A 14,314-nucleotide genomic window follows, 5' to 3' on the forward strand; every position below is an offset into this window, starting at 1 on the left:
TGATTGGGCATTCGTTCGGCGGCGCGGTCGCGATCAACGCGGGCACGCTGAGCCCCATCGTCACCACCGTGATTGCGCTTTCGAGTCAGCTCGCGGGTGCGCACGTGGCGGGTGAGCTGGCGCCCAAGCCGCTGCTGCTGATTCATGGCGGGGCAGACACAATTCTCTCGCATGAAAGTTCGCAGGCACTTTCCAGTTTCTGAATCGCATCGGTCGGCGTCTTCGAGAAACAGTGACCATAGACTTTCAACGTGATCGCCGCCGACGAGTGACCAAGCAGATGTTGAACCTCGGTCACGGGCGATCCGGCCATGATCATTACGCTCGCGAAACTGTGCCGCAGAGAATGCACATTGACACTGCCACAGTTTGGCGCGGCGCAACGTCGGCCGAAGCGTGCCCTTCAGCGTTCGAGAACGATGCAGCGCCGTGCTCGTTGGTCGCTGCGAAAACCAAGTCGGCGCTGCTCGGCGGGCACTGCAGTTTCCAAACGCGCAGGATCGAAACCAGCGCTGCCAGGCGCATCCCAGTCGGCGCGGCGGTTGTCAGGAACGCCTGGTCAATCCCGGCGCCGCGTGGCTGAGTAGTAACGCAACCTCGTCGGCATTCAGCACCTTGGCCGGATCAACCGTCGCGGCGTCACTCTCGTCTTAGCCGTCCACTATCTCCTTGGCCTTTGCCGCAACCGGCGGAAGATCGTCGGTCGGGTTGTCGCGTATTTGCTTGTGCCGGCGAGCCATCTCGAGAACGCGCCCGAGGACCGCGATGATTGCGTTCGTGTTGCAGTGGCCGGTCTTCCTGAAAAGCTCTGCGCGAAACTTCTCGCAGGTCTGAACGTCAATGCGATCCAGACGTTCGGTTCGGAATTTTGGCAGCAGCCAGTTGTCAAGGATGACGCGATAGGTTGGCTGCGGTTCCCGGGCGGCAATTGCCCGTGGGCGAAAACCACTCCTCGGCCTTTTCTGCAAAGGTCGGTATGCGTTCGGGCGCGATGTATTCGCCCCTGCGGATCTGCTGCCGAATCTGTCTTCATAGGCGTCGGCCGCGCGCTTCGTCTTGAAGGTTTGGCCAGGTAGCCGACCTCCGTGGCCGTCTGCCGCCCGAACCAAATATTTGCCATTCCTTTTGACAGTCACCGGTGCGCCTCCGTCGCAAGCGCCTTGACCAGGACAACAGCCGTTTTTGTCGGATTGGCGTTGCCGCATTCTCGACGAGAGACCGTGGCAAATATCACTTTCTAACCGTTGCGCGAGCGAGGCCTGGGGCTGCGCGGTCCCGGTGTCATTCGGGTTACGCGAACTATCCGGAAGCGAATCGCAATTCGTTCGTCAACGGCTGGTTCCGCACCGGCGACAATGGCAGGGTCGATCGCGACGGTTATCTGTTCATCGCCGCTTCGACCGTCAGCGATTTGCCGCTCACTTCGGCGCAGCGGCGCATGTGGTCTCTCTCTGAACTCGAGGAATGACAACCAGGTCCCGCTGCGGTTCGATGGCGAAGACGTTTACGTCTACGAAGCGTACGCAAGGAAGGGGGGAGTTTTCGATTCCGCGATTCCGGCAGTTCGCGTTTCTCACATCTCGCATTAAACGCAACTCTCATCCGCTCAACGAGCTTCCCCGATGCTTTCGTTCCATTCGGCACGAATTAGTGGATCTAGCCTCCTCGATTCTGATACTACGGTGAGTAGCTTTAATCGCCAAAATCAACGTTTGTCATTCAGGAGCCGTGGTTTATGTGCTCAGACGAACTTACTCTTGCACGGCACCGAGGAAATACCGGGCGTCCGTTGAGACTAGATTGCCTGTAGAGTTGTATCGGTCGAATGGACATCCACCAGGCGCTACAGGAGTGGTCTCAGCGAAATCCAGATAGTTTCGCGTTCCTTTCGCTTGACCGCGATCCGCTCACATATTCGCGGCTGTTAACTCATTGCTACCGCGTGATGGCCGACTTGAATCACGCCGGGATCTCGCGCGGCGACCGGGTGGCGGTCGTGCTGCCCAACGGTCCCGAGATGGCGGCTTGCATGCTGGCGGTCGCGATGGGCGCGTCGTGCGCGCCGCTCAATCCGAACTATCGGCGCAGCGAGTTTGAGTTTTACCTATCGGATCTGGCGCCGCGGGCGCTGATCGTCGAGGAGAGCGCGAACCTGCCGGCGATTGCGGTAGCTGAGTCGCTCGGCATCCGCGTGATTCGGCTGCGTCCTTCAACGGCAGACGCAGCAGGAATCTTTACGCTGGATCTTCCGCCAGCTCCGGTGAACGTTACTCCGGTATTCGCGGAGCCCGGCGATGAGGCTCTCGTGCTGCATACCTCGGGCACGACGGCGCGGCCGAAGATGGTGCCGCTGACGCAGGCAAATCTGGCGGCCTCGATCGATAACATTATCGCGACGCTCGCGTTGACGCCGCGCGATCGATGTCTCAACGTGATGCCGCTGTTTCACGTCAACGGAATGATCGGCGTAGTGCTCGCCTCGATAGCGGCGGGCGCGAGCGTGGTGTGCACACCGGGGTTTTATGCTCCGCATTTTTTCGAATGGTGCCGTGAGTTCGCGCCCACTTGGTATTCGGCGGTGCCCGCGATGCACCAGTCGATCCTCGCGCGCGCCCGCGAGCATCCGGAATGGGCCGCCAAGTCCACATTTCGTTTCATCCGGTCAGGAGCTGCCCCGCTCGCGCCCAGCCTGATGGCGGAAATCGAGCGCGTCTTCGGGGTCCCGGTTATCGAAGGCTACGGATTGACCGAGACCGCGCAGCAAGTTGTTGTGAATCCGCTCCCGCCCGGCGAACGCAGGCCGGGATCCGTCGGCGTTCCTGGCCAGACCGAGGTTGGAATCATCAACGAAGAGGGCGAACTCCTGGCATCGGGCCAAACCGGCGAGATCGTGGTGCGCGGACCTGCCGTCATGGCGGGTTACGCGAAAAGTGCGGTGGCCGACCGCGAGTCGTTCATCAACGGATGGTTCCGGACGGGGGACCAGGGCCGCCTCGACGCCGACGGCTACCTCTACATCACGGGACGTATCAAGGAAATCATCAATCGCGGCGGCCAGAAAATTTCGCCTCGCGAAATCGACGAGGTGATCGGCCAGCATCCAGCAGTCGCCGAGGCAGTATCATTCCCGATTCCCGATTCCCGCCTGGGGGAAGACATTGCCGCAGCGGTGGTTCTGAACGCTAGCGATTCTGTCACCGAGCACGGGTTAAGAAGTTTTGTCGCCGATCGGGTGGCCGACTACAAGGTTCCTCGGCACATCCACTTCGTCGATCGAATTCCGGCCGGCCCGAGTGGAAAGGTTCGGCGCATCGATCTTGCCGCGCAGCTCGGAATCAAAGGCAACGATTCGCGGTCACTGACCCGCGCGCCCTATGTTGCGCCGTCCAGTGAAACCGAAAAGACGATGACCGAGGTTTGGTCGCACGTGCTCGGTGTCGATCGCGTCGGCATCCACGATGACTTTCTTTCCCTTGGGGGGGATTCGCTGCTACTCGCGCAACTCGTGCTGCGTTTGCACGAAGCTGGGTGGCCGCAAATTTCCATCCTGACCTTTTTCGATCGTCCGACCATCGCCGCGCTCGCTGCGCTGTTCGATTCGGAAGGAAAAGACCAGCGAGGGACTCCGTACGAATCTTCGGGAGTCCTATCGGTGCAACCCCAAGGTTCGCGCACGCCGATCTTTATGGTGCGGGGATTTACGATTTTCCGCGACCTGTCCCGGCTCCTGGGAACTGACCAGCCGATCTACGCTCTGCTGGATCCGGAAATGATGAATATCGTGCCCCCGTACGACTTCGCGGAGATCGCGAGAATTCATGTAAAAACGATTCTGGGGGTGCGGCCTCACGGTCCTTATGTGCTAGGAGGCTTCAGCGCTGGCGGCCCGTTGGCTTATGAAATCGCGCAGCAACTGATCGCCGATGGACACGAAGTCGCTTTGCTTGTGTTGTTTGATTCGTCCTGCCCGGTGCAACCAAATGTGTCCTCGGCCCGACGGAAACTCTCCAATGCGCGGATACACTTACGCGAGCTTCAGGCTATGGGCGTTAATGAATATTGGGCTTATCTGGCGCCAGTTCTTGGGCGTCGGGTTCAGGCTCTGAGAGGTCGGATTCGCTCTGTGGCACGAGGCGTCAGCATAACGCCTCCGGAACAACCTCTAGGCCAGGATGCTGACCCCTCGCTCGCGTTTCAGGAGTCTTCTCGCGCTTATCGCCCGCGGCCGTACCCGGGCCGCGCAATCCTGTTCAAGCGCACCAGATGGATTTCGAGTCGCTTTGTCTTGCCCGATTGTGGATGGGGCGCATTCATTCCCAACGGGTTTGAGGTCTGCATAGTACCGGGCGACCATTTCGCCATGTTTGTCGAGCCCGGCGTCGCGATCCTGGCGGATAAACTTCGATCTATTCTGGACGAGGTGTCGGGGGACAGGTCGCCGAGCGACGCCCACGTATCGATCGCCCCGGCACCTCATGGGTCGGGTCCCGCTCAACTCGCCGTCGTTACACCCCAGCGCAACGGCTCCGGGAGCGCAGTATCACCGCTAGCGGCAGTCAGCCACCCGCACGCTTTGGGCGCCAACGGAAGTCGCGAGGCGGCCACCACACACTGGCCGATTCAGCCGCTGGGGAAGCGACCGCCACTCTACGTGATGGGCAGCTTCGATGAATTTATCCCACTCGCCTGGAGGCTTGGGCTCGATCAGCCGGTGCTTGGGGTTTCGGTCCCGAACGAGCTTAAACTTCGGATGCCTTACCAACTCGAAGAATTGGCCGCGGCGCAAGTCGAATCAATTACAAAAGGCCAACCTTCGGGCCCCTATTTTTTGATCGGATTCAGCGCCGAAGGAGTACTGGCGTATGAAGTTGCGCAGCAGTTGACTGCGAGCGGACGCGAGGTTGGATTGGTGGTCCTGGTTGATAGTCCATGTCCGGCGGAACCCGATCCTTTTTTGATTCGAATGGTGCGCAATGCCGGAATCCATGCAACTCGAATCTCGCAAGGCGGAATCCAGCAATTGCGACTCGCCGCATCGGGAATCGTCCATCGACAGATTCTAAGAATGAAGATTCACAGTTGGCGGTTCGCGAGTGCCTTGGGGATACCCGTCGGCAGGCCGGCGCCGCGCGAGCCGATGGACGTGGTTCTGGCAAACGTCATCGCAGCCCGCAACTACGTGCCGCAGCCGTACTCCGGGCGTGTGTTGTTGTTCAAGCGGACTCGCGACCTGATTGGGAGATACCGGCAACCCGACAATGGATGGGGTCGTGTGGTGCGCGAGGGACTCGAGGTTTACCGAATTGAGGGCGACCACCTGGCACTGCTGGACGAGCCGGGCGTCGACATTCTGGCCGAGAAGCTAGGCGAGGCGCTCGGGATCAAACCAGAAGAGCGGATGGCCCAAGCAGGGGTGGGATTCTAGCCCCGACGCAGCTCTCGATCTCAGTTACTCAGGTGGGAGTGAATTCTCTGGATAAGCTATTCAGGGGCGAACGAAGGAAAACCCGTTTCCATGATGAGCGAGGAAATTTGATCGATCTGAAGGGTGTCGTTTACGCGCCGAGAGCATTGGTCGGCACCGTTGCGCGCAAGTTGTTCAACGTCCGGCCCGTGCGTCCCTGGATTTCCTATCGTGCCGTGAAATTTCTCGACCATAAGATAACGCCAGATTGGCGCGTGATCGAGTTCGGATCCGGCATGTCCACCCTATGGTTTGCCCGCCGCTGCGGATTCCTGCACAGCATAGAGATCGACGACCATTGGTATCAGCTCGTGGCGCGGCGTTTGCGGGGAGCAAAGAACGTTCGCTACGATCTGCGGCCTCTGGACCAATACTACGATGTGAGTGACTACGCCGACGCCTCGGTGGATTTGGCCTTCGTCGACGGAGAATGGCGTTCGCGATGCGTGGAGAACGTGGTCTCGAAAATCCGCCCGGGCGGGCTTCTGTATCTGGACAATACTGACCTCGAAGAAAATGAACCGGGGGACGATATGCGTCAAGCAGAAGCCCTGGCGTTAAGCGCGTGCAAAGCGCGCGGCGGGACCTACCGTTATTTCGTGGACTTCCGTCCCGGCCGATTCGAGGTCACCCAAGGCTTGCTGGTTCAGTTCTGAGCCGATCGTTAACGGTCAGTTTCAGTACTTGCGATCGATGCCGGTATAATTACGGCGTCGTGGAGAGCTCGCGAGATTCGGTGAAACTCCAACCTGGTGAGGTTCACGTGTGGTTCGGGCGCCTTGACCGCACGCCTGCGCGTGTGGCCCGGATGCGCACCATACTGAATGCCGAGGAGACGGCGCGCGCGGATCGATTCTACCTGGACGTGCATCGCAATCGCTTTATCGCGGGACGCGCGCTGCTGCGCGACTTGCTGGCCGGCTACCTGGCGCAACCGCCGGAAGCGATTCGCTTTGCGTACAACGAATGGGGCAAGCCGTTGCTCGCGCCGGGGTTCGTCGCGAGTGACCTGCGCTTCAACCTGTCGCATTCGCAGGAGCTTGCGATGTACGCGTTTGTGCTCGAGCGCGACGTCGGCGTCGATATCGAGATGATTCGCGAAGAAGTTGCGAGCGAAAAGATTGCGGAAAATTTTTTCTCGCGCCGCGAAGTCGAGACGCTGCGCGCTCTTCCGCGCGAGCATCAGGCGGAAGCGTTCTTCAACTGTTGGACCCGCAAGGAGGCCTACGTGAAGGCCCGCGGCCAGGGACTGTCGATCGAGCTCGACAGCTTCGACGTGTCACTCATTCCCGGTGAGGAGGCGAAGATACTTCGCGGCGACGATTGGAACTGGTCGCTGGCGTCATTCAAGCCCGATCACGGCTGGGTTGCCGCCATGGCGACGCAAGGAAGCCCGCTTAGAATTTCTGAACCGCGCTGGATCTGAGCGGATGCACATTCTCTTTCACTCTCTACGATTGAATAACGAGCGAAGGCCCCCTGAACTTTTCAGCCTTACGCTCGGCAATGTTCGGTGCAAAACTAGGCGTGAATGATCAACTGGACATCAGGCAGGCATCGATCTACCCGGACACCTTGCGTGCAAATGAGTGCAATCGTTGCGGATTGCTTGGCCGTTAGCGAATAACCGACCGGCAGGGCAGTTGCAGCGTATGTACTTAAAAAAGATTTCAGTGCGGATCGTTGTGCTGGTGATTTCCATTCCGCTGGTGGTGCTTGGCACGATTGTGAGCGTGGTGGGGCAGGCGCCGCCCAACCTGCCGCCGCCAGGTGCGTATGTACCGATCCCGAACTTCACCGGTGTTGGGGCCGGGGCGCTTTTCCGAAAGGCGATTAACGATCGCTTTTCGGGCGCACAGCGGATGGCGCCGGCAATCGCGACGACGTCATTCGCAAATCTTCCGGCCGAACAGGACGGGACTTTGATCTATTGCGCGGATTGCAAGCTCACCTCGCCCTGTGCAGGAAGCGGGACCGGCGCGTGGGCGCTTGGGGCGCGGGGTCAATGGTCATGCGCGAGCGGAGCGCTGGAGGCGAGCCTCAACGCAAACGGAAACAAGATGACCAACCTGGCGAACGGGACTGTCGGCGGCGACGCGCTGGCTTTTGGACAGCCGGCCGGCAGCGATCTCAGCGGATCATTGCCCACCCCGATCGTTCAGACCGTGCTCGGCGGCAAGACGCCGGTTTATCTGACCGAAGCGAGTCCGGGGCTAACGGACGCGGTTCTTCCGGCGTTGGGCGTATCGACAAATGCGCAGGGATCGCCGAACTTTACGCTGAACAAGCCCTCGAGCGTCGTCTCGGGCCATACGATGATCGCCGGCTACTTCTCGCAGAACGTCGCCGCACCGACGCCGCCTTCCGGCTGGACTCTTATTCGCAGCGACACGGCTTGCGGCATCTACGGAACGATGGGCAGCTACTACAAAGTGGCGGGCGGCAGCGAGCCGAGCAGCTACACCTGGACCTTCTCTGGTGGAGGCGCCACTTCAGCGGCATTGATCGACGTCGGGGTGACGGCCAGCAATCCGGTGGACGTAATATCTCCCGCCGTTTGCGCCAATGGCCCAACGCTCGCCGGGCTGAGTCTCGGTGCGCAGCCTGAGAGGATAATTCTCTTCGGTGCGGAGTCTAATAACGTCAGCTCGTCGACGCAGGTATTGTTCAACCAAGGGACGCAATTTGCGGCAATCTCCGGGAGCGGCATCGAGCCGTTTACCGGCGCTCAGCTAGCCGCGAGCTACGCCACCAGTCCGCCCGTCACGATGACGGTCGGCGGCGGCGCGGCGCAGATGATCGCTATCAAGCCGGCAAGCACTTATAGCTCGAGTCCGGTCCTGCAGGGTGACGGGTTTGCGGAAGTGACCAACCTTGTCGGAACCTCCGGCAGCAATTCCTCGATCAAAGGCTTCAATATCGACGGCCGCTTCAACGTCAAGAATCCTATCTATGGCGCAAAGGGTGACGGGCTGACCGATGACACGGTAGCGATTCAAGCGGCATACAATGCGACTTGCGCGGCAGCTATTGCATCGAATAGCGCAAACGCAAATATCGGGGCGACGTTATGGTTCCCGACCGGCGTTTATATTACGTCGTTCTCGCTAATCTCTAACTGTTCGCAGCCTATAACCTGGAAATGCGAGAGCGAAGGCGCTTGTATAATTCAGGCAGCATCGGAAGGCTTATTTCCCATCATCATGCACGAGTCGAACAGCTATCTGAATGCGATCACGACCGCCGCGCCGATTCTGGCGACATCGCTCGCCACGGGCGGCGGTTCAGCCCTGAATTGGGGGGTTAATTCTGAGTACATGTACGACTTGAGAGATGCGCAGACTGCGTTAGGTTCGCAGTCAAATGCTACTCCGCTGAATGGACTCTCGGCGTTCAGCGTTGAGGGCTTTGTGAACTATGCTGGCGGCGCATCTTCGCAAATCTATATGATGCACAGCAGCGGCGACGATCTTAATCTGGCCAATATCATGGGCGCAGTAAGGCTAGGTTTATCGCCCGGTTCGCCCAACACGATGGGTGTATGCATTACCACATCGATCACCGGAATCGCATGCGCCGCCGGTTCAGGTGGTAGCTTCACCGCAGGAACTACTTACGAGATCGAAGCCAGTTACGACGGCTCGACGCTGCGGTTGTTTCAGGGAACGCCGGGCAGCACGACAACGCTGATCGGCAGCGTAGCCGCCACCGGCACAGTTATTCAAAAGCCGTCGGAAGTGTGGGCACTCGGTGACGGTGGCTTTTCCATCGGTGGAGTAAACGGCTCTGGTTCTACGCATTGGATTGGGCAACTCGACTCGATTCGCGTCTCGAAGGTCGCGCGCCACACAGCAACCTACACTGCGCCGACAGCGAAATTTGCGAACGACGCTAATACTCTAATCCTGCTTAACAATCTCGCGCAGCAAGATGTCCTGCTACGAGTGACGAATATCAGCTCCGGTTTTTTACCCATATGGATTCCGATTCACTGGGCCGGAAGCTTCGGCACCGGGGGAACGCCGGGAAATATCCACTCGAATTTTGTGAATCTCACCCTTCAGGGCGGCAACTACAACCTGCTCGGCGAGAACGTACTCTACACGACGCTCGATCATGTAACCGGGACCGGCGCTTCGCGTGATGCCTTCAAGTTTGAATATATTTCTTACGGCACACACATCAACCATCTGACAGCCTCGACTCAGCAATATGGCGAATCGAATCTCTCGATGGTTCATACGAATGGTCTGGTACATCTAGCGTGGCTGGATTCGACCGGTAGCTATTACGGGATAGAAGCGATTGACTCGCCTGGTGTCTACGAGCAGCTATTTATGAATCCCGGGTTCAACGCCATTGCGGATCTTGACCTCGGCGGCAGCACCATCTACGACAGCACGTCGATTGCTGAGTTGAGCGTCGATTACGAGAGCGGAGGAACGCCGATTCCGGTCAAGGTATGGGGCGTTGGTGCATATCAGTTTACCGGCGGCAACTATCAATATGATCCAAGCGTGAATGCGATTTGGGCCAATCCGGGCGGCATCAATGCGGGCCTCGCGCTCTCATTTTTCGGAGGTCAGGTTGCCATCTTGGGAACACCGACCAATCCCCTGATTAGTTGGAAGGGAGCAGGGTCACCGGCTACGCCGGCGACATGGATAAATCCGATCGTGAACGGGAAGTCTCTGTCGGCAGCGGGCGTAACGCTGTCGGATAACGCGGCCTATGCCCAAGCGCTCAGCGACGTGACGATTCCGCCGGTAAAGACGGTGGCGACTCTGCCGACTTGCAACAGCGCCGCGAAGGGATGGGAAGTGCAGATCAGCGATTGCAACACGAACTGCACGACTTATCTCGGGACAGCTTTCACAGGCGGCGGATCGACGCGTTCGACGGTGCAATGCAACGGGACCGCCTGGGAGCTGCATTAATTATGAACGTCGGAAATATACTTCGGTCGCTGATTCCGCAGAGATTGCATGACGACCTCTTCCGCCTATCCTCTGCCCGGGTGAACGATGATCTCAGACACACTTACGCGTCGGGAATGTCGATGTGGTGGAGTCTCGAGAACTTAAGGCGATGCGGGTTCCATCCGGCCAACGTGATCGATGTAGGTGCATTCGTCGGGGAATGGACCCGACGAACGCGGGCTATCTGGCCTGAAGCGAAATATCTCATGATTGAACCCCAACCCAATAAGCAAGAGCGGTTACGCGCTTTGTGCGATGACTCGGTTTCCCTTGAATGGGCCCTGCTCGGTAGCGAGCCGTCGGCATCGGTGCGCTTTCATATGGATGACTTCGGGAATTCATCGGTGCTTGAGTCAGTTCAGAACAAATGCCCAATTGCGGAGTCTTTGCCGATGAAGACGTTGGACAGTGTGGTCGCTGAACGTAAGATGAGTGGTCCTATCTTGCTTAAGGAAGATGTCCAGGGTTTTGAGTTAGAGGTATTGCGCGGCGCAAACGAGACGCTGCGAAACACTGAGGTCATCCTGCTGGAAGTCTCGACGCTTCCCTACAACGTCGGGGCGCCTCTCTTCTCGGATGTAGTAGCTTTCCTGGCCGACCGTCGATTTTTGTTTTACGATGTCTGCCACTTGCATCGTCGTTATACCGATGAGGCCGTGTTCCAGATGGACGTTCTTTTTGCTCGCGAAGACAGTGCGCTTCGAGCGGAGAAACCATTCTTTCGACTCCCCCAATCGGAGTGGCGTACTAAAGATGCTCCTTGAGGCTGACGGCGAAAGGATGGGTGGTGCTGATAAAGGATTGCAACACGAACTGCACGGGAAGTCCGTTGAAGAAATAGGAACGTCGGTCTTAGCCACACTTCGCGTGAATGAAGCCGGGGGAGGCTGCCGGATCTAGAGGATTCGGTGCGTAGTACACCTCTATCGGCGGAGGGACCGAGATATCATGGAGAGCAGCAGTTAGATGAGCATCCTCTCCAGGTGCCACCGCGAAAAACGCCACGCATCTGTCGTTGAAGACGACGTTGCGTGGAATGCGCCAAAGCGCGATCAATCGCCATTGTGGAGCCCCGCGTGTCCATACCAGATTCCAAAAAGACGGCTCGAGAATAGCAATCGCGACATTCTGTGAGTCTGCCCAGTTCGCCAGACTGGCCGCGTCGTAGCCTTGCGGCCGCATCCGAAGGCGCACGGGTTCGTTATTTCCCAGGCCGAAAACATCAAGCACGCGCGCACCGCCATAGTACGATAGGGCGCCCACGTCGTCCGCCATCACTACTCGATTTTGATACGCCAGGTGTACAAACGCGGCTGGTAACAGGTGCTCCAAGCGTCTATCATTCACCGCCCTGACAGACTGCACCGTCTCTAGAAATTGCCGCTGTAACATAAGAACCGAAAGAAACACTAATGCGAAACCGAACAGCCTACGATGCTTCCGCAAGAGAGTGTCGAGCAAAAGGATCGCCGCAGTAGCGTCGAGCGTTACGATCCAGGCTTCATACCGGAAGAGCCAACCGAGGGTCGCGAAAAGTAACTGGAGGACGCTCGCGCCTATAGCGGCGACAGCGAAGAAAACCCGAGGGTCAAAGCTATTCCAATCTCGCAACGCGATCCCTGCCGCCATCCCGGAAACGAGAATGATGAGCCACATTACGGTTAGAAAACTAGCGTTTCTGTGAAAATTACTTCTAATATTCGTTTGGAGTGAGTGTAAGAGTCTAGCGACGCTGGCCGACCCCGCTGGCGCAACGCCTTTTATCAGCAAAGAATTAGGCAACAACCAGCCGCCGTGTTCAATCCAGTAAAGTCCGAAGCCGAAAATTGGTATGACTATTCCAATTGCCAGAGCTGCAATCAGAGTCAGGCGTCTCTGGATGAGAGCCAGGCCCATCAACGGTGCAATTACGAATAAAGATTCATAGCGACAGGCAACCGCAAGCGCCGCGATCGCACCCAGCCCTACCAGCTTCGTTGCCGACGAGTCGTTGTCGAACATCTGGCCCACAGCCGCACTGACCAGCGCCAAAGCCAGCGCAGCGTGCAGAACGTGCTCCATCCCAGTGATCGAAAGTGCGCACAGGCCGGTCCCTATCAAAAGAACGACGATGCATGCATCTCGCCAAAGGACTCCATTGAGTATGCGCGCCCATACAAAAATTGCGAGGCCGCCTGCGAGCAGATTCAAGATCAATGGGACCGCGACGAATCCATCGATGAAGCGCTTCGGCCATAAGAAATAGGCCGCCCCGATCATCAGTGAAAATAGCGGGGACGAGGAAGCCGCTGCTGGGTCGGTCGACTGAAGACCCCACACTCCCGAGGTCGCTAGTGTACGACCCAGCGCAAGGTGGATATAGGTGTCATCCAATGGATACGCAAATGGACGCCCAGCGAGAGCGACCAGGAGAAGAGTAATCGCAAGATAACCGACCGCGATCAGGCTGAGGCAAACCATTTCGAAGGAAGAGATTCTCGAGGCAGCTCTGTGTATCGTTTGGGGATGAGCTGAGACTTCAGTTTGAGAGTCGTCCAAATTTAACAGTTGGCGCATCGCGCTTAATCCTGCCTGCTCCATTGGAATTTGCAAGATCGCGCGGAAATCGCGCGCACTACTCCGATCACAGGGGAACCTTGCGGCGACTCTGATCCCTCGAAACCGCTAGGATAGTGGCTGCCATCGACGATATACCCCATTGCAATGTTGGCACCGGTAAAGCGTGAAACGGAGCAGCCTGTAAAACCAGAACTGGGGTTTGCTCGAAGGTCGGATTTCGTGGCTGCCGCATTGGGGGCATTCGGAGGTGGAGCTACCGGCGAGCCTTCCAAACGCACTCAGTATCTTCATACTGTACTCTCAAAACTCTCAGACGCTCAGACTCTTTCTAACCCTGTCAACAGGAACGCTTTATCGCAACCGCGCGGCTGACGGTCCGCGGCAAATCGTTCAAACTCAGCTTGCAAATGCGTGGGTGAAACTGGTCTGATCCTGGCGTGGTTTCCGCTGATTGGTCTGAAGAATCGCGGTGACATGGAGAGCGGTGCATCCGATTGTCAAATTGAGGCATACGATCTTTGCCGGGCGCAAAGTGATGTTGCCTATCGCGCGGGATGCGCGCGTGCTTGAAGTCGGCGGCGGCGACAGTCCGTCACCGCGTTCTGACGTGCTGGTGGACTTCGCACTCGAGCCGCGCGAGCGATGGGGCGGCAGAATTGAGCGCGACGACCGTCCGCTGGTGCTTGCGCGCGGCGAGGCATTGCCGTTTCGCGATAAGGCATTCGACTACGTAATTGCGTTTCACGTGCTGGAGCATAGCGAGCATCCCGAGGTGTTCCTGTCGGAATTGCAGCGGGTTGCGTCGGCCGGATATATCGAGACGCCCAGTTTCTGGTCGGAACGGGTGCTGCCGTTTGTGGTCCATCGGTTGGAAGTCGCGGCGATCGACGACGGCAGTGGTCCGATGCTGGTAATCCGCAAAAAACCGGCGCCGGTGTGCGATCCGCTGCTCGAGCGCGCGTTCAAGGTGAAGATGAACGAGGGCGCGCTGGCGGCGATAAGTCCGGAGGCGTGGGTAACGCGCTTTCACTGGAAGGATCGGATTCGATACACAGTAGTGAATCCGGAAGTTGAGTCGGTGTGGCCGGTGGAGCCGGCGTCGCACGATGATTTCAATCCTCGTACGCGGGTCAGGCGAATCCTGGTGGCAGGGGCGGCGGCGGTATTTGCTTTGCGGCGCCGTCTTCGCGGCGCGAGCAGAATCAGAGCGACTGTGAGGCTGCATTAACACGTCTCTGCTGAATTCATAGCGCGAGAAATAAACCGTCGGGCTCGACTCAAGACGAAAATTTGAGTGCTGTTTGATTGGGCA

At 58.2% G+C, this 14,314-nt stretch carries 9 protein-coding genes and 1 pseudogene; 7 read left to right on the forward strand and 3 right to left on the reverse strand.

The window, feature by feature from the left end:
• A pseudogene (locus WB650_RS05855) lies at window positions 1–203 on the forward strand (alpha/beta hydrolase); the annotation flags it as partial.
• On the opposite strand, the gene WB650_RS05860 reads toward WB650_RS05855, so the two are convergent.
• Both WB650_RS05860 and WB650_RS05865 read right to left on the reverse strand, forming a co-directional pair.
• Window positions 143–352: a tyrosine-type recombinase/integrase gene (locus WB650_RS05860; RefSeq protein ID WP_422304037.1), complete on the reverse strand. Its 210-nt coding sequence runs from the start codon at window positions 350–352 to the stop codon at window positions 143–145. The pseudogene WB650_RS05855 and the gene WB650_RS05860 overlap by 61 nt on opposite strands.
• 298 nt (window positions 353–650) lie before the next feature.
• The gene (locus tag WB650_RS05865; protein ID WP_423959766.1) at window positions 651–1,109 is read right to left on the reverse strand and encodes a hypothetical protein; all 459 of its coding nucleotides are present in this window, start codon (window positions 1,107–1,109) and stop codon (window positions 651–653) included.
• 716 nt (window positions 1,110–1,825) lie between these two features.
• Between WB650_RS05865 and WB650_RS05870 the strand changes: the two genes are divergently transcribed.
• The 5 genes from WB650_RS05870 (at window position 1,826) to WB650_RS05890 (ending at window position 11,207) form a co-directional block, all read left to right on the forward strand.
• Entirely contained in the window at window positions 1,826–5,425 is a 3,600-nt protein-coding gene (locus WB650_RS05870; RefSeq protein WP_422304035.1) for an AMP-binding protein, read from the forward strand.
• A gap of 107 nt (window positions 5,426–5,532) precedes the next feature.
• Complete coding sequence (locus WB650_RS05875) at window positions 5,533–6,120, forward strand: class I SAM-dependent methyltransferase (RefSeq protein WP_422304034.1); 588 nt, start codon at window positions 5,533–5,535, stop codon at window positions 6,118–6,120.
• Between the two features lie 80 nt (window positions 6,121–6,200).
• On the forward strand, window positions 6,201–6,890 hold the full coding sequence (locus WB650_RS05880) for a 4'-phosphopantetheinyl transferase family protein (RefSeq protein ID WP_422304033.1): 690 nt from the start codon (window positions 6,201–6,203) through the stop codon (window positions 6,888–6,890).
• A 226-nt stretch (window positions 6,891–7,116) separates the two neighbouring features.
• Window positions 7,117–10,401: a glycosyl hydrolase family 28-related protein gene (locus WB650_RS05885; RefSeq protein ID WP_423959768.1), complete on the forward strand. Its 3,285-nt coding sequence runs from the start codon at window positions 7,117–7,119 to the stop codon at window positions 10,399–10,401.
• Between the two features lie 2 nt (window positions 10,402–10,403).
• Window positions 10,404–11,207 carry an FkbM family methyltransferase gene (locus tag WB650_RS05890; RefSeq protein WP_423959770.1) on the forward strand — a complete coding sequence of 268 codons (804 nt, stop codon included), beginning with the start codon at window positions 10,404–10,406 and terminating at the stop codon, window positions 11,205–11,207.
• 88 nt (window positions 11,208–11,295) lie between these two features.
• On the opposite strand, the gene WB650_RS05895 is transcribed toward WB650_RS05890, so the two are convergent.
• Window positions 11,296–13,023 (reverse strand): hypothetical protein, encoded by a 1,728-nt coding sequence (locus WB650_RS05895; protein ID WP_423959772.1) that lies wholly within the window; start codon window positions 13,021–13,023, stop codon window positions 11,296–11,298.
• 448 nt (window positions 13,024–13,471) lie between these two features.
• Here WB650_RS05895 and WB650_RS05900 point away from each other — a divergent pair, with 448 nt between their 5' ends.
• Window positions 13,472–14,230, forward strand: coding sequence for a class I SAM-dependent methyltransferase (locus WB650_RS05900; protein WP_423959774.1), 759 nt, complete (start codon window positions 13,472–13,474; stop codon window positions 14,228–14,230).
• Window positions 14,231–14,314: the final 84 nt, after the last annotated feature.

Origin of the sequence: Binatus sp. (SeqCode) (assembly GCF_049584895.1) — a bacterium.
Classification (GTDB): Bacteria; Desulfobacterota; Binatia; order Binatales; family Binataceae; genus Binatus.

Coding starts and splice junctions, on each gene's coding strand:
- WB650_RS05890 (WP_423959770.1), top strand. CDS start 10,404: ATGAACGTCGGAAATATACTTCGGTCGCTGATTCCGCAGAGATTGCAT.
- WB650_RS05895 (WP_423959772.1), bottom strand. CDS start 13,023: ATGGAGCAGGCAGGATTAAGCGCGATGCGCCAACTGTTAAATTTGGAC.
- WB650_RS05870 (WP_422304035.1), top strand. CDS start 1,826: ATGGACATCCACCAGGCGCTACAGGAGTGGTCTCAGCGAAATCCAGAT.
- WB650_RS05885 (WP_423959768.1), top strand. CDS start 7,117: ATGTACTTAAAAAAGATTTCAGTGCGGATCGTTGTGCTGGTGATTTCC.